The following is a 16,736-nucleotide window of genomic DNA, read 5'->3' as shown; positions in this document are numbered from 1 at the left end:
CTCGATACGGTTTGATATTATACGGATTTAAAATTGTCGTTGAATAGGAAAGAATCCTGTTTGATATATGCCCATGCGGCAGCTATCAGCGCGATCACCATGTTGAAGATAAAAGCGAATTGCTGGGTTTCGATATGGAAAAGGTCTTTAAAAACATTGATGATAAACGGGCAAAGCAGGATTGCCAGGTAATTCATCGCCATCACAAAAGCCAGCGCAAGCGTTACTTTGGACGGGATCGCCGTACGGGTTGTCTTATCGTAAGCGACAGGTTGTATGACGCCGTAGCCGAAGCCGGTAAAGATACAACCTAACCCGATCAACCATTCCGTTCGGGAGACCAGGATGAGTGCCATCCCGATCGCAATGGAAAGCATACAGGCGAACTTTGTCTTTTTCCCGAAATAGGACACAATCTGGTTAAGTATGAATCCCGGTGCCATGATAGCTAAGAAAAAAAGAGAGATCATGATACCCGAATTCCCGCTGGTGAAATGATACTCTTTCATCAGGAACGGTAGGTTGAAACTGATGATAATCACCAGATAGGTGGCCAGCCCGTAGAATGCCATAATCTGCATCAGATGCCGTATCTGTATGCCGAATTTACCGAAACTGTTGTCGGTAGTACCGTACGCGGGTTTCATTTCGGCCTGTGAAGCTACCGGCTTTACGGTTGCATGCATACTTGTATCGGGATAGGGTGAAATATTCTTTTTCAGATAGAACGAAAGAACGATCGAGATCAGCGGAAACAGATAGACGATGAACGGAAGATGCCAATTTACTTCCGCCAGATACCCGGTCAGAATCGTTGCTAATACTAAGGTCACATTCGTGATCGCGGAACTGAGGCCAAACTGTTTCGTTCGGTATACCCCTGTGAAAAAGCGGGAGATCAAACCTGTGGAAAGCGGTACGATCAACCCCGAACCGATTCCTAAAAGCGCGCTGACGGCGATTAGTTGCCACATCTTTGTGGAGAGCAAATACAGAATCCCGCTCAACGAAAAGACTACCAGGCCAACTTGCAGTAGGAGGATATTATTGATCTTTTCCGTCAGTTTACCCGACAGGATGATAAAAGGGATGATCAGTAGAGAAGGAAGCGACGAAAGCATCTGTATGTCCAGCTCAGTGGAATGCGGAAAGATAGCAGAAAGTTTCCCTAAGATAGGGGAGACAGCCAGGCCGGGCAATGCATTCAGTGCCGATATCGACCATATACCTATTAGTGTAATAAGGGGAATCGTCCCCTGTCCGGTCTGTATTCGCATAATCGTTTTATTTATTGTATTGAAACAATCCCGAATAGCGAATGTTCACTTTTGGACCTCATCTACTTATAAAATCCTTTTACAAAGTCGTTTTAGGTTAAAATACGAGTAGATTTTGGCACTCTTATATAACATTATTTTAATAAACTCCAAATATCGTATGTTTAACCAAAAACGCAGAACAATTGCGGATAGTAGCTGTTTTTGCCATACAATCGGCTGAAACAAGTCGATGACGCCATTAATAATTAAAAACAAAAAAGACATGGAAGATTCTAATTTCAGAAAAGGTGATGCCAAGACAGCAATCTTTGGCTCGGAAAAGATGTTACAAGCCTCTCCAGTAGACAAAATCCCAGATGGCCCTACCACCCCGGAAATCGCGTATCAAATGGTTAAAGACGAGACGTTTGCCCAGACACAGCCTCGCTTGAACTTGGCGACATTCGTAACTACCTACATGGACGACTATGCAACCAAACTGATGAACGAGGCAATCAACATCAACTACATTGATGAAACGGAATATCCGCGTATTGCCGTTATGAATGCCAAATGTATCAATATCGTAGCGAATTTGTGGAATACCCCCGAACAGGCAAAATGGAAAGCCGGTGCATTGGCTATCGGTTCGTCCGAAGCATGTATGTTAGGTGGTGTTGCAGCCTGGCTACGCTGGCGTAAGAAAAGATTGGCTGCCGGTAAGCCTGTAGACAAACCGAACTTTGTTATCTCTACCGGATTTCAGGTTGTATGGGAAAAATTCGCCCAACTTTGGCAGATCGAAATGCGCCAAGTGCCTCTGACATTGGAGAAGACTACGCTCGATCCCGAAGAAGCATTGAAGATGTGTGATGAAAATACGATCTGTATCGTGCCGATTCAAGGAGTTACATGGACAGGTCTGAACGATGATGTGGAAGCTCTGGACAAAGCTCTCGACGCCTACAATGCAAAGACTGGCTACGATATTCCTATTCATGTGGATGCTGCTTCCGGCGGCTTTATCCTCCCGTTCCTGAAACCGGAATTGAAGTGGGACTTCCGTTTGAAATGGGTTCTTTCCATCAGTACGTCCGGACATAAGTTCGGTCTGGTTTATCCGGGTCTGGGTTGGGTTGTCTGGAAAGACAAGTCATATTTGCCTGATTCCATGTCGTTCAGCGTAAATTATCTGGGTGCCAACATTACCCAGGTCGGTTTGAATTTCTCCCGTCCTGCTGCCCAGATCCTCGGACAATACTACCAGTTCATCCGTCTCGGATTTGAAGGATATAAGGCTGTCCAGGAAAATAGCATGGCAGTTACCCAGTACCTACATGATCAGATTGGCAAGATGGCTCCGTTCGTAAACTACAGCAACGAAGTCGTGAATCCGCTGTTCATCTGGTATCTCAAACCGGATTATGCGAAGAAGGCGAAATGGACACTGTACGACTTGCAGGATAAACTGAAACAAAGCGGTTGGATGGTTCCCGCCTATACATTGCCAAACAATCTTGAAAATTATGTCGTGATGCGTATCGTTGCCCGCCAGGGATTCAGCCGTGACATGGCTGACCAGTTGCTGAACGATATTACGGGAGCCGTAACGGAACTTGAAAAACTCGAATATCCGACTCCTACCCGTATTGCACAGGATAAGAACCAGGAAGTGAAAGGTTCTGTATTTACTCATACAGGTGTACCTCATAAAAAGAAGTAATCATGAATAAAACAATTTCTGTTTCACAAATAAAAGAAGCTGCACAGGAGGCTTACGAGCAATTCAAGGATAATACAGGTGGTAAGAATGCCGATTACATCCCTTATCTGGCTAATATCGACAAGAACCTGTTCGGTATTAGTATCTGCCTGTTGGACGGTAAGATCATTACATTAGGAGATTCTTCCTACCGTTTCGGGATCGAGTCTGTCTCGAAAGTGCATACGGCTATCCTGGCACTTCGCCAGTACGGAGCCGAGAAAGTACTGAAGATGATCGGTGCCGATGCTACCGGCCTTCCTTTCAACTCCATCATGGCGATCTTGTTGGAAAATGACCATCCTTCCACTCCGCTGGTAAATGCCGGTGCGATCACGGCTTGCAGTATGGTGCAACCGGTCGGTAATTCCGACAAGAAGTGGGAAGCCATCGTTTCCAACATCACCGACCTTTGCGGGAGTGCTCCGCAACTGATCGATGAACTGTACAAGTCAGAGACTGCCACCAACTTCAATAACCGTTCTATCGCCTGGTTACTGAAGAACTACAACCGTATCTATGACGATCCGGATATGTCGCTCGACCTGTACACCCGCCAGTGTTCGTTAGGTATCACAGCCGAACAGCTTTCCATTGCCGCAGCAACCGTTGCCAACAACGGCGTGAATCCAGTTACCAAGAAGCCTGTTTTTGACGCCTCCTTGTCGCCAAAAATCACTTCTTTAGTGGCTACAGTCGGTTTTTATGAACGTACGGGAGACTGGTTGTATACTTCCGGTATTCCGGCCAAAACGGGTGTAGGCGGTGGCGTGATGGGTATCATGCCCGGGCACTTCGGCATCTCTGCCTTTGCACCTCCTTTGGACAGTTCCGGCAACTCTGTAAAGGCACAGTTGGCAATAAAATACATAATGAATAAATTGGGCATCTCCATTTTTGGCAGTACCCGGTTTACAATCACCGATTAAAACGGTTTATTCTTTTAGTTGACGAGCCTCCACGCCCCTGTATTTAACAGGGAGACGGGAGGCTCGTTTTTTGTGGAAATAATTTTATCATTTTATTATCTTTATTCGGTAAAGTAGCGCATTCTGTAATGTTAAAAAATATTACCCGCAATAGTAATTCCAAAAACATGGGGTAGTAATCCGATTTGGATGGGGTAGTAGTGACATTTTGATAATTCTAAATTCGTGTTTTTTATCATGTCGGATGTGTTTCAATGCAATCTCCCTGTGAGTTGCGCAGAATTTTGGCATGACGACTGTTTTCGTTACTGTGGGTTATCGGATTTATGAGTAATGACGACCGGCTGGGTATCAACTGCTTGTCCGGAGGGAGTGAGATGCGTTTTATTATAATAATCTTCTTTTTTCTTATTTGCAGACTGTACCAGACTCGTGACATAGACCGTGAAGATCGGGAACATCATCATGCCGAGAGCAGCCAGCAGGACCGACAGGATGCGTCCTGTAGGGGTGATCGCGATGATGTTCGAACCTACGGTCGTCACGTCCATGAAAGCCCACCAGAGAGCGTCACTGTAATCCTTGACTTCGGGATTCACTTTCTGTTCGATCACGAAAAAGATCAGGCTGGAGAAATAGACCATTGCCAGCAACATCGTCAGGTAGGAGACGAAGAGGCCGGAAGCCCGGTTCGAAGTCAGCCAGCCGACGACGATCGCCAGTGCCCATCCGCTGCGTACGAGCGGGATGAAACGCAGGAAATAGGTCACCTCGGCCGAGAAAGTAAAGCCATAGTAATCTATTATATTAAGATAAGGAATCGAAACCAGCAGGAAGAGAAAATGGGTTTGCAAATAATGAATTTTATCTTTTGATAAGAAAAACTCCAATATGAAATCGGCAATGAAGAACATACAGATCCAGAACTGCGTTTTCAGATACGAGGTTTGCGAGATGAACGGTATATTATTGAACGTGTCGATCGAAATATCTACGATGAGGAATAGCGATAGCAGCAATATCATCACATGAAGTACTCCGTAGATACCTCGTTTTTCATAAAAAAAATCATTGAATGCAGTTCTCATTGTCTTTAGATATTATTTACTAAATGGTGATTTGTTAGTTACTTTTGGATCAAGCCAAAAGTAATAGATATTTTATCGGATGAAACAACAAAATGACACCTTTTGTTTTTAACACTTGTCTGTTAATTAACCAAGTTTGACATCTTGTTGACAAACTAACACAAAAAGGAGTTGTTATACTGTCAATACAAGCGAAACTAAACTAAACAAAATTCACATTTTAATAGTAAAATTCATGGCAAATATTGGAAAAGCAGCAAAACTTGGAGTATTTACTCTTGCGATTATGAATGTTACGGCAGTCGTCTCACTTCGCGGACTGCCGGCTGAGGCTGTGTATGGACTAAGTTCAGCCTTTTATTATCTGTTTGCAGCAATCGTGTTCTTAATTCCTACCTCGTTGGTGGCAGCCGAATTAGCCGCCATGTTCCAGGATAAGCAGGGTGGAGTGTTCCGATGGGTAGGAGAGGCCTATGGTAAGAAATGGGGGTTCCTGGCTATCTGGGTACAATGGATTGAAAGTACGATCTGGTATCCGACCGTATTGACTTTCGGGGCCGTTTCTATTGCGTTTATCGGGATGAACGATGCGCATGACATGACGCTGGCTTCAAACAAAGTGTACACGCTGGTTGTGGTATTGATTATTTACTGGCTTGCCACTTTCATCTCTTTGAAAGGTTTGAGCTGGGTAGGTAAAGTGGCTAAAGTGGGTGGTATCGTTGGTACGATTATCCCGGCTGCCTTATTGATTATCTTAGGTATCGTGTATCTGGCTTCCGGCGGTCATTCCAATATGGACTTCCACAGCAATTTCTTCCCCGACTTCACGAAGTTCGATAATTTGGTACTTGCGTCCAGTATATTCCTTTTTTATGCTGGTATGGAAATGGGGGGTATCCATGTGAAAGATGTCGAAAATCCTTCCGTCAATTATCCGAAGGCTGTGTTTATCGGTGCGTTGATTACCGTGTTGATCTTCGTGTTGGGAACATTCGCATTGGGTATCATTATCCCGCAGAAAGATATTAATCTGACGCAGAGTTTGCTGGTTGGTTTTGACAACTATTTTAAATTTATCCATGCTTCCTGGTTGTCGCCCGTTATTGCCGTTGCGTTGGCTTTCGGTGTGTTGGCAGGTGTATTGACATGGGTTGCCGGTCCCTCAAAAGGTATCTTTGCCGTTGGTAAAGCCGGTTATCTGCCTCCGTTCTTCCAGAAAACAAACAAGTTGGGTGTACAGAAAAATATTTTGTTGGTTCAAGGTTTGGCTGTTACATTCCTAAGTTTGTTGTTCGTGGTTATGCCTTCCGTACAGAGCTTCTATCAGATTTTGTCACAGTTGACGGTTATTCTTTATCTGATTATGTATATGCTGATGTTCTCCGGTGCAATCGCATTGCGTTACCGGATGAAGAAAGCGGGTCGTCCGTTCCGTATCGGTAAGAATGGTAACGGACTGATGTGGTTTATCGGCGGTCTTGGTTTTTGCGGTTCATTGCTCGCCTTCGTACTGAGCTTTATCCCGCCCAGCCAGATTTCGACAGGTAACAATACTGTCTGGTTTGCCGTACTGATTATCGGTGCTATTGTGGTAGTAGCCGCTCCGTTCATTATCTATGCTGCCAAGAAACCGTCTTGGGTGGATCCGAATACTGCGTTCGAACCGTTCCATTGGGAAGTCGACAAACAGGTACAGGGAGCTGCTACGACTGTCACTACTACAGGTGCCGCTTCTGCAACAATCGCCTCCGCTTCTAAAGAACCGGACAACCGCACTACAACCGGTACATCGTCTTCTGGGATGTCAGGCAAGGTGTAAATGTATACTTGTTACTTTTGGCTTGACCCAAAAGTAACCAAAAAGTCAAGGCCGAACCTGGCTCGCTACTCCGTTCCCTTCGTTCGCTGTCGCGTCTGAAACTCGCTTCGCTCAAACAGCAGACGCTCCAGACGCTCACTGCGGTCTCTGCGCTTAACGCTCACCAGCTTAGGCCGGAGGTAGAGCCTGACGGCTCTTTGGGGATGGCCGATTTCGACAGTTCTTTTGCGGCCCCGTGCGGGGCACGGGGACAAGCCTGTTCCCGCATCAAGTGCGGGATCGCAGAGAAGCAGGCGAGAGAAGCAGGCGGTATCGGCCATCCCAAGAGAAAGCGCAGCTTTCTATAAAAGGCCTAAGCGGACAGGCGTCAAGCGGAGGGTAAAGGCGGAGCGTCCGGAGCCTGCGCTGTTTGAGCGAAGCGAGTTTCGCAGGCGACAGCGTAGCCTTTGCCCGGAGTAGCCTGGACGGTTAAGCCTTGATCTTTTGGTTACTTTTGGATCAAGCCAAAAGTAACAGATAAATATTGATTTATAGAATGAAACAAGGGTAGTTCACAATGTATGGACTACCCTTGTTTATTTGAGGACTAATACCAGGTGATGTTATCAACCGGAAGCCATTCGCTGGCACTTACATTTTCGAGCGTGATGTCTTTACCGTTGAAGAGAAGGTTGTATATATATCTTTTTCCTTTTTCCCACTTCGTATTGGCGGGAACTTTATATTTGAATGTTGTTTCGTTGATGGTGAAGAGTACTTCCACATCTCCGTCTGTCCTGATACGCGATGTGGGGATTACCATCAGTTGTTGCGGCTCGTCCGATATCTTTTTCAACATGAGCGGAGTATTCAGTTTCAGTCGGGTGGAGGCATTTGTTCCGGCACATCCGCCGATATTTCCGGTTTTAATGTTCATCTTACCCCCGAAGCAGAGAGCCGTGCCGCCGGCTTTGTTTCCGATCTGTATCGCATGGAGTAGGAAGCAGCCTTCCGCTTCCGGTGTCATTCGCAATTGGAAACTTAGGAGTGAAAGCGTATGATTCATGTTGAGCAACGCGACTGGAGAAATCTGGTTGACCGCCCGTTGCCCGCTGGCCTGTATCCCGTACATGTAATCTTTCGTCAGGGAAGCATCCGGCGATATGCGGACCGGGATATTCTCCGGATCGAAATCAACCTGCGACTGATACGGGTAATAGGCATAAACGGTGACCGGTTCCTCGTTCAGGTAAATCTCGGGTGACTGGCGCCAGTCCAACTTGTTGTGTATCAGAAAGGCTTCAGCCCGCACGTTTTTGTAGTCCGGATTACTATCGTAGATGTTACCGGTGTTTTCCGAGACGACATGTAACCCGATGACTGATCCTCTTGTAAATTCTTGTATAAAATTAGGAGACTTTGTAGTCAGTACCTTTGTGATTATTTTTAAAGGTTGTTTTTTCATGCCTAAATTTTCAATGAGTACCGGATCGTAGTCGTTTGTGCAGCTAAAAATACAAACTGTCGCCATTATAAATAGTAGTAATTTATTCATTCTTTGTATTATTTTTGTGAAGTGATTACAGGTGCAAAGATCAGTCAGTTTGGAGAGGTAGAGAGTGCATTCGGTATAAAACCACGATGAAATCGTATAAAACCACAAGGTGCAAATTATCTACAGGCGTCAAATTGTCTACTAATGGTTCAGATCAACTATTTAATGCTTCAATTTGTTTACTTGATACGAGGGATATATTATGTTGGACAAAATTCAGTTTTTATTAAGCTTGCAGATCATAGGATTCTGTATTTTCGGCGGACTCACCCTGCTGCTTCGGGCCAGTGATAACCGGGCAAAAAAGATATTGGGATGGGGTATGTTTTTGTGGGCTTTCCTGGCAGCCATAAGGTTGTCTGTAAACCTTTATCTGCATGAACCGAAAGAAGCTTTCCATCCGGATATCCTGATCATGGGGGCTTTGGTGGCAGCTATGCTCGCCTGTTATGTGATTGAAGTATTGCGGCCTGGCTTTCTTACCTGCCAACGTTTTCTTCTATTTATCAGTCCGGTTATTTTCGGTGGCCTGGCCTACCTGACTTATCGGTTGTCGGGAGGTGAAATTCATACCTACTATTCGATACGGGAGGTTTTCGAATATTTCAATATGGATGTCTTGCTTCGTATGACGGTCTTTTTGCTGACCTTGTTTTATATGGTTCTGCCTGTTTATCTGATAGCAAGGTATGGTAAGGATTTCAAAGTTTTTTTATCAGAGAATGTTTCCGATCCGGAAGAATATGATTTGGAATGGTTAAAGAAAACCATGATCATTTTTATTGCTCTACATGGTTTTTATCTTGTTTTATTGCTGACCAATACGCCTTTGATGTATGCGATCGACAAAACGGTCCTGCTGTTCGTATGGTATTATTTTTTCTATAAGGCGTTATTTCTGAAGGTGGTTGTCCTGGAACATTCTTTTGAGAGTGGATGGGATCTACCGTATCAAGAAGAGGAAGATGGTGATGACGATGATGAACACCGGGTTCTCAGTAAACGTTATGCAGAGGAAGTAAATGCATGGTTTGAAAGAGAAAAACCGTATCTTCGCGAAGATTTACGCCTGACGGATTTGCAACGGATCTTTCCTATCAGCCGTTCCTATCTTTCCCAATTGTTTAACCGGGAGCTGGGACAATCGTTTTCCGATTATGTCAACCAGTTCCGGATCGAGGAAAGTAAGCGTTTGATGGATACCGAGCCGAATGTCAGTATACAGGAGATTGCCGAACGTTCAGGATTCCATTCGATCAGTACGTTCCGGAGAGCTTTCCAGAAGTGTACGGGTACGATTCCGTCGGAGTATAAGAATAGCAAATAAACACATAACGATCTTTATTCTGCCATGGACACTGTTCAAACTACTACTGCCAGACCACATATTGTCTGGCTGGATGTTCTTCGTCTTGTCGCCATCCTGATGGTGATTGCCATCCATTGTACCGACCCGTTTAACGCTTCGCCTGAATCGAGGGCCAATCCGGAGTTTAATTTTTGGGGGTCTGTTTATGGCTCTATGCTGCGTGCCAGCGTGCCGCTTTTTGTGATGATGACCGGATTTCTTTTGTTGCCGGTCAGGCAGGAAGCTTCCACTTTTTATAAGAAACGTATTCCGCGTGTGTTGTTTCCATTCCTGATTTGGTCTGTCTTGTTTGATCTGGCCCCCTGGTTCATCCAGTGGGTAGGAGGTAGCCCGGAGCTGGTGACAGATTTTTTCCCTTGGGAACCGAATCCTTCGGCCTCGTTCGTAGAGGCGTTGAAGACGATCGCTTTGATTCCTCTAACCTTTACGGTCTATGCGACGCCGATGTGGTATATCTATGCGCTGATAGGGCTTTATCTGTATATGCCGGTCTTCTCCGCATGGGTGGAGAAGGCGTCGGATAAGGCGAAGCGTATGTTTTTGTCGCTTTGGTTTATTTCGTTGTTTATCCCTTATCTGACGGAGTTTGTCTCTCGTTACCAGTTCGGAACCTGCTCATGGAATTCATTCGGCTTATTTTATTATTTTGCTGGTTTCAACGGCTATTTACTGTTAGGACATTATTTAGGGAAAAAAACGGAGGGGGCGCTTGGTAAGACCTTGTTAATGACGATTCCGCTGTTTTTAGTTGGCTATTTTATTACATGGGCCGGTTTTCGCTATATGACATCCGATCCGAATGTGAGCGAGGAGGGGATGGAGCTGTTCTTTACTTATTGTTCGCCTAACGTCTTGTTGATGACGGCGGCCGTTTTCCTGTTGGTACGAAAAGTACGGATCACCTCGCCGGTTATTTGCCGTGCCCTTGCCAATCTGACCAAATGCGGTTTTGGCTTGTATTGCGTGCATTATTTTTTTGTCGGTCCTTCTTATATGTTCGCACAGTGGATCGGGACACCTGTTCCGGCGTTGGTTCCTGTTTCGGCTGTTCTTACCTTTATTTGTTCATGGTCATTTACTTATCTGGTGAGTAAGTTGCCGCATGCGAAATATATCATCGGCTAAGGCACTTTTTTCTTGTTCGGCTATTTGTACAAATGATGTTAAATAGACATTTGAGGTGAATAACGTATCTGTATTACCTCTATTTTTGTGTTGTAAAACATAATTATGCTATACTAATGCAAGTATGTTTTGCATGAATCGTTTTAAATAAGAAGAGAGAAGCTATGAAGAAGTTTTTTAGAAAGTGCCTCAGATGCCTTGAAATATTAGGTGAATATGGAATGCAGAAATATGGTATGAAATAAGAGGTAAATGTGTGTCTGGTAAGGAATGTCGTCATGGCATTCCTTTTTTTATTTCTTGGGAGTCGTGTTTATCAATGGAAAAGCTTGGCGGTTTTGACACCGCCAAGAATGTTTATTTGGAGGAAGGAGAGGAGAGGCGGTAACTGACGAATGCTACGCGCCTGCTGTCCGGAGCCCAGGAATTGACATTGATCGTTCCCTGTCCTCCGAATAGCTTGACTAATGTTTTTGGCTCTCCTCCCGTGGCTGGCATAATCCTGAGTTCTACGTTCTTGTTGGGAAGATGCTGCTCTGGTTCCAGGTCTCCTTTATAATAGGTAATAAAGATGACGGATTTACCGTCGGGAGAGATGTGGGGAAACCAGGAATTGCGGGTTTCGTCGAATGTCATCTGGGTTTGTTCGGAGCCGTCTTTTTTCATTCTCCATACCTGCATCAAACCCGTGCGTACAGAATTGAACCAGATATATTCTCCGCAAGGAGAATATTCGGGACCATCGTCCAATCCTTCTGCTGTCGTCAGGCGTATTTCTTCTCCTCCTTCAACCGGAATAACGTAAATGTCATAATTGCCTTTCCGGTCGGCACAATAGGCGAGTTGCCGTCCATCCGGACTCCAACCGTGCAGGTAGCTGGGGGCTATCGGGGTGATCAGGCGAGGTGTCCCTCCTTGCATCGGAAGGGTATAGATGCGTGATTTGCCGTCTTCTTTTGTCCCGTGGCTGATAGCTATCTGCTTGCCGTCGGCAGCTATGACATGGTCGTTGTTGCAGCGGGTGGCAAAGCCGGTGTTTATCATTTCAGGTTCGCCGGGCGAATCGGGTGAGAGTTTGTACAGTTTTCCTCCGCTATTATACACGAGCCACCGGCCGTCGGGCGTCCAGTTTGGTGCTTCGATACGGTAGGGGAATTCTTTGACTACGGTGCGCCTACCGTTTGTTACGTCCAGTACTTCCAATATGCTGGTTACGCCGTTCTGTTGGGCGGATGCGAGCGACGTGAAGGCCGCTAAAAGAATCATACAACAGGTTTTCATAATGATTGAGAATTAATATGTGCGGAAAGATACTAAAATTAGCCGGGACGATAATAACCGTAAGGGATTAATTCTTCTTTTTCTTTGATTTCCTTCAGGTAGCATTGATCCTTCTTTATAAAGCAAATCCATCCCCAGTCCGAACGTAGGGGTGAATAGCAGCATGCTGCCGATAAAATCCCTTGAATGGAGGATAAAAGCCAAGAAAGCGAGAGCCACTTCAATGACAATGCTGGTTAGCAACGTCGTACGAAAGAATACTATATAAAGACGAATACGGGTCATGACTACATTATCTGGGAGGAAAATAGACCGGGATACCCCAATTGGTTTGTTCTACATTTTTTCCATCCTTATTTTTAGCAGGAACGATCGGAGCTTCCTGTATTAGGCGCATGGCCTCTTCATCCAATTCTTTAATACCACTGCTTTTGATGATCTTAACGTCATGTGGTTTACCATATTTGTCGATATTTGCTCCGATCAGTACCTGTTTTGCGTTTTTGGAATCCCAGTCTTTGTATTTGTTATGAACAGGAAAATAGCTTTTCCAAGTCTCCAGCGTAGCGGTATAATAAATGAGGTCTGGGTTTTCCTGCTCCGTACTGTCAATGGTTCCAGTTTCTTTTGTGCTTTTTATCTGTATGGGAATTGCTTCTGCTCCTGTAGAAGCCGTCAGTTTCTTCGCTTCCTGTTTTAATTTGCCGGTGAGAAGATAATTATTGTCATCAATGGAGATGGAATTTTTGAATTCCGTTAGCTTTTGTATCTCGGCATCCGGTAGTTTTGCGGATTTTGCCAGGACAGTCTCTAAGGCATCAAGCAGATTTCCCGGGTCCATGTTTAGGGTGAACTTGCCGTCCTGGAAATAGAAAATGGGACGTGTAATGAGCATATTTCCCAGGAAATCATTGACGAGATTGAAGTAACATCCTTTTAAAGTCTGTTTGTCTACGAGTATATTCATCCCTCCCATGCTGGTTCCGCCCACGACCTTCGTTGTGATTTCGGCTATATAGTGACCAGGCAATTCTATATAGTCATGCTTGGGGATTTCCTCTGTTTCGAACGGGATTGTAAAGATAGGAACTAAGCGGTTGGCAGCTTTATCGTAATGATATAATGAGTCTTCCTGTGCTCCCCAATGGAAAATGTAGAAGTCGAACTGTCCCGTATTTTGGTTATTGCTGACTTCATTGCTGAAATCGTCATACGTGAAAAAAGGCGTGGCATCTGTTTCCTGTATAATGTTACCTTTCATATCCTGTTGCCATATTATGGATTTATTTTCCATATAGCGGAAAGGTAGAATGCCTATTGTGACGATCTCCTTGTCTGTATCTACCTGGAAAATGCCTTTGGGTATTCGAGTCGGTAGTGGAACAGGAGGGAGGTTGTTGCCATCGAAGTCATATACGAGCAGCTGTTTTGTATTCCAGGGCAGGAGGTAGACTCTCTTGTTTTTCTCGTCTATCTGACTGTCATATATCAGGGTATATTCATTCGGCCCTTGTCCGATACTCCCGATTGTACGCAGGAAATTTCCTTCTTTGTCGAAGAGTTTGTAAGGGATCATTCTCCCGGAGTAGACACCGATATAGTTATCTGTTATATGGGTAAAATAACTTTTTACCAATGCCTCGTCTTTCGAGTCTAATTTAATGATTTTGAAGTCGTCAATGAGTTGGCTGAGCGGGATGTTCAGTGTATCTTTTATCAGGTCGAGATTACAGACGACTACGCTATCGTTTCCAACCAGTTGCCGGATAGCCACTTGCGGACAGTCGTTTAAAGAGAAATTACCGGATGGATCGGTATCGGAGCAAGCTCCCAGAAGAGATGCTGCCAAAAAAGAATAGAAGATCTGTCGTACCTTCATAATATTTATCTTTGAGGTTTGCCACAAAGATAAATATTTATGCAGTACGGAATTACTAATATATCGTAAATGTATTAAGTTACCACTTATTATACAGTACCACTTCGCGAGTGCCACGTACGCTCATGGTCGGGAACCAGAGATCTTCTGTTGTCAGACCGCATTCGTCGACGGCTTGCAGACAATATTCCAGTTTGCCGAAATCGGCATCGACATTGTTCGTACCGAAAGTGAACTTGATTCCACGTTCTTTCGCTTTGCGGATGATGTCGAAGCTTGGAATCTTATAACGTGCATTGATTTCAAGTGCGATGTTGTATTTTTCCAATACATCCAGGACGCGGTCGATACGCTCGTCGGTCCAGTATTTGGCATACTCTGCATTCAGCTCTTCCGGCAGGAAAGTCGGGTTGGCATAGATGTCGGCCGGTTCGTTGGTCAGAATCTTGACGGTTTGGTCCACTAGATGGTCCATATATTGTTCTTTGGTAACACCGTCGTAGTGTACCTCTTCGGGGCGGTATATCCTTGATAGGCGCCCTTTATGGTCCACAATGGTCATTCCGTCGGTAAAGAGGTAGTCGAATACACCTAAAGCCTTTTGTGAGAAGGTGGCTGTCCATTTGCGGCCTTCACCTTGTACGCCGCGCAGGAAAGGCATGTCTTTTACTTCGTTGTAGTATTCATACACTTCCTTGTCGTCAGCAAGCATACGGCCTACGCCACCCTCGCCCGCATTGGGAGCTACACCATAGTTGATACCGTAGTTCATCGACATGGCGTGCGCCATCTCCTTCGTCAGGCCGCCTTTCAAATGCACATGGTAGTCTATCACAGGGAAGTTCTGCTGTTGGAAACGGATGACGGCATCGTTCTGTTCGTCTATCCGCGGCATTGTGTCTGCTTCATTGACCGCGTCTTTTTTCAAACGAGTCATGTTGAGGTTACGAAAAGCGACATCACCGTTCCTGCCTTTTAGCGCGATTGAACCGTTGCTGAGCAGACGCCCGGCATATTCTTTTGTCCGATAGGGATGTTCGGGCTCAGTATAACATACTACCACCGTATCGTTTATGGCAACCGATATGTTATGCCCGCGTACCGCAATTTCGAAGTCGAACCATTTTCCGTCTTCAGCCAGCGAACGGTAGAGGTTACGTACAGAGGTGAGGCTGCCGCTTTTACGTGTGCCGTCGATGGCTCCGTTCCGGAAGGCCACTTCATAGCCTGACGTCCCGTCGGTATGGAATAGCAATGCCGCTTCCGCATTTTCCTCGGTGCGGGCCTGTCCGGTTAATATGAAGTTCTCATATTCTCCTTCGGCAAACCAAGTCGATCCGGCTGTTACGGTTATTTCATTGCCGTCGGCAGTCCCCATTTCGGGGCTGCTGAAACGGTTTAACGGTTCTGCAACGTTGTATCGTACGCAGCCGGTAAGCCCTAAGATGCTGATCAAGGCTGCGATGAACACTGTACTGGTTTTATTAATCATAATGTATTTGTTTTAGGAAATTACACATTAAAGCGGAAATGCATGATATCACCATCCTGGACGATATATTCTTTTCCTTCGACACTCATCTTTCCTGCTTCTTTTACTGCAGATTCCGAACCATAGGAGATATAATCCTCATATTTGATGACTTCGGCACGGATAAAGCCTTTTTCGAAGTCGGTATGGATCACACCGGCGCATTGCGGGGCCTTCCAGCCTTTATGGAACGTCCAGGCGCGGCATTCATCGGGACCGGCTGTCAGGAATGTTTGCAGGTTCAAGAGCTTGTAAGCGGATTTGATCAGGCGGGCAACACCGGATTCTTCCAAACCGATCTCTTGTAAGAACATCTGGCGTTCCTCGTAGGTGTCGAATTCGGCAATTTCGCTTTCGATCTTGGCCGCTACGACTAAGATTTCAGCTCCTTCGTCTTTCACAGCTTCACGGACGGCCTCTACATATTTATTCCCGTTCACGGCACTGGCTTCATCTACGTTGCAGACATACATGACCGGTTTGTCGGTCAACAGGAACAGATCGTGTGCGATCTTCTGCTCGTCTTTCGTATCGAAAGAGACGGTGCGGGCACTTTTACCCTGTTCCAGTGCTTCCTTGTATTTGCAAAGCACCTCATAAGCTATTTTAGCTTGCTTGTCACCACCGGTCTGAGCCTGTTTCTGCACTTTGGCGATCCGGCTATCGATGGTTTCCAGGTCTTTAATCTGTAATTCGGCGTCGATGATTTCCTTGTCGCGAACCGGATCGACACGACCGTCCACATGAACGATATTGTCATCATCGAAACAACGTAATACGTGCAGGATTGCATCTGTTTCGCGGATATTGGCGAGGAATTTGTTTCCCAGCCCTTCTCCTTTGCTGGCGCCTTTTACAAGGCCGGCGATGTCTACGATTTCCACCGTAGTAGGGATAACACGTTGGGGATGTTCGATTTCTGCCAGCTTGTTCAAACGTTCGTCCGGTACGGTGATCACGCCGACATTCGGTTCGATCGTACAAAACGGGAAGTTAGCAGACTGTGCTTTTGCATTCGATAAGCAGTTGAAAAGAGTAGACTTTCCTACGTTGGGAAGTCCTACTATGCCACATTGTAATGCCATTCTATTTTGTTGTTATGATTTATTCAAACTTTGTTTTCAGACTGCAAAGATAAGGATTCTTTTGTATTTATG

Annotated in this window: 12 protein-coding genes; 5 read left to right on the top strand and 7 right to left on the bottom strand. The window is 45.4% G+C overall.

What is annotated here, in order from left to right; genetic code table 11:
• Nucleotides 1–17 precede the first annotated feature (17 nt).
• Nucleotides 18–1,277, bottom strand: a complete 1,260-nt coding sequence (locus tag NQ564_RS15505; protein ID WP_008146720.1) for an MFS transporter — start codon at nt 1,275–1,277, stop codon at nt 18–20.
• Nucleotides 1,278–1,542: 265 nt separating this feature from the next.
• Here NQ564_RS15505 and NQ564_RS15500 point away from each other — a divergent pair, with 265 nt between their 5' ends.
• Both NQ564_RS15500 and glsA read left to right on the top strand, forming a co-directional pair.
• Nucleotides 1,543–2,982: a glutamate decarboxylase gene (locus NQ564_RS15500; protein WP_021862259.1), complete on the top strand. Its 1,440-nt coding sequence runs from the start codon at nt 1,543–1,545 to the stop codon at nt 2,980–2,982.
• Between the two features lie 2 nt (nt 2,983–2,984).
• Nucleotides 2,985–3,950, top strand: coding sequence for a glutaminase A (gene glsA / locus NQ564_RS15495; protein WP_008146716.1), 966 nt, complete (start codon nt 2,985–2,987; stop codon nt 3,948–3,950).
• A 305-nt stretch (nt 3,951–4,255) separates the two neighbouring features.
• Here glsA and NQ564_RS15490 read toward each other — a convergent pair whose 3' ends face one another.
• Nucleotides 4,256–5,038 carry a potassium channel family protein gene (locus tag NQ564_RS15490; protein ID WP_008146712.1) on the bottom strand — a complete coding sequence of 261 codons (783 nt, stop codon included), beginning with the start codon at nt 5,036–5,038 and terminating at the stop codon, nt 4,256–4,258.
• A gap of 235 nt (nt 5,039–5,273) precedes the next feature.
• On the opposite strand from NQ564_RS15490, the gene gadC reads away from it, so the two are divergent.
• A complete protein-coding gene (gene gadC, locus NQ564_RS15485; RefSeq protein ID WP_008146710.1) occupies nt 5,274–6,860 on the top strand; it encodes a putative glutamine/gamma-aminobutyrate antiporter GadC in 1,587 nt (528 codons plus the stop codon).
• A gap of 586 nt (nt 6,861–7,446) precedes the next feature.
• On the opposite strand, the gene NQ564_RS15480 is transcribed toward gadC, so the two are convergent.
• Nucleotides 7,447–8,394 carry a fimbrillin family protein gene (locus tag NQ564_RS15480; RefSeq protein WP_008146709.1) on the bottom strand — a complete coding sequence of 316 codons (948 nt, stop codon included), beginning with the start codon at nt 8,392–8,394 and terminating at the stop codon, nt 7,447–7,449.
• A 202-nt stretch (nt 8,395–8,596) separates the two neighbouring features.
• On the opposite strand from NQ564_RS15480, the gene NQ564_RS15475 reads away from it, so the two are divergent.
• Nucleotides 8,597–9,721, top strand: a complete 1,125-nt coding sequence (locus NQ564_RS15475; RefSeq protein WP_008146706.1) for a helix-turn-helix transcriptional regulator — start codon at nt 8,597–8,599, stop codon at nt 9,719–9,721.
• 24 nt (nt 9,722–9,745) lie between these two features.
• On the top strand, nt 9,746–10,888 hold the full coding sequence (locus NQ564_RS15470; protein WP_008146704.1) for an acyltransferase: 1,143 nt from the start codon (nt 9,746–9,748) through the stop codon (nt 10,886–10,888).
• Between the two features lie 357 nt (nt 10,889–11,245).
• On the opposite strand, the gene NQ564_RS15465 is transcribed toward NQ564_RS15470, so the two are convergent.
• From NQ564_RS15465 to ychF, 4 genes are all read right to left on the bottom strand, one after another.
• On the bottom strand, nt 11,246–12,169 hold the full coding sequence (locus NQ564_RS15465; protein WP_039847999.1) for a TolB family protein: 924 nt from the start codon (nt 12,167–12,169) through the stop codon (nt 11,246–11,248).
• Nucleotides 12,170–12,461: 292 nt separating this feature from the next.
• On the bottom strand, nt 12,462–14,048 hold the full coding sequence (locus tag NQ564_RS15460; protein ID WP_008146700.1) for a TonB family protein: 1,587 nt from the start codon (nt 14,046–14,048) through the stop codon (nt 12,462–12,464).
• Nucleotides 14,049–14,127: 79 nt separating this feature from the next.
• Nucleotides 14,128–15,540 (bottom strand): DUF1080 domain-containing protein, encoded by a 1,413-nt coding sequence (locus NQ564_RS15455; protein WP_008146698.1) that lies wholly within the window; start codon nt 15,538–15,540, stop codon nt 14,128–14,130.
• A gap of 20 nt (nt 15,541–15,560) precedes the next feature.
• Nucleotides 15,561–16,664, bottom strand: coding sequence for a redox-regulated ATPase YchF (gene ychF, locus NQ564_RS15450; protein WP_008146696.1), 1,104 nt, complete (start codon nt 16,662–16,664; stop codon nt 15,561–15,563).
• Between the last annotated feature and the right edge of the window lie 72 nt (nt 16,665–16,736).

Origin of the sequence: Parabacteroides johnsonii DSM 18315 (genome assembly GCF_025151045.1) — a bacterium.
Lineage (GTDB): Bacteria > Bacteroidota > Bacteroidia > Bacteroidales > Tannerellaceae > Parabacteroides > Parabacteroides johnsonii.
This window is presented reverse-complemented; position numbering and strand designations above follow the sequence as displayed.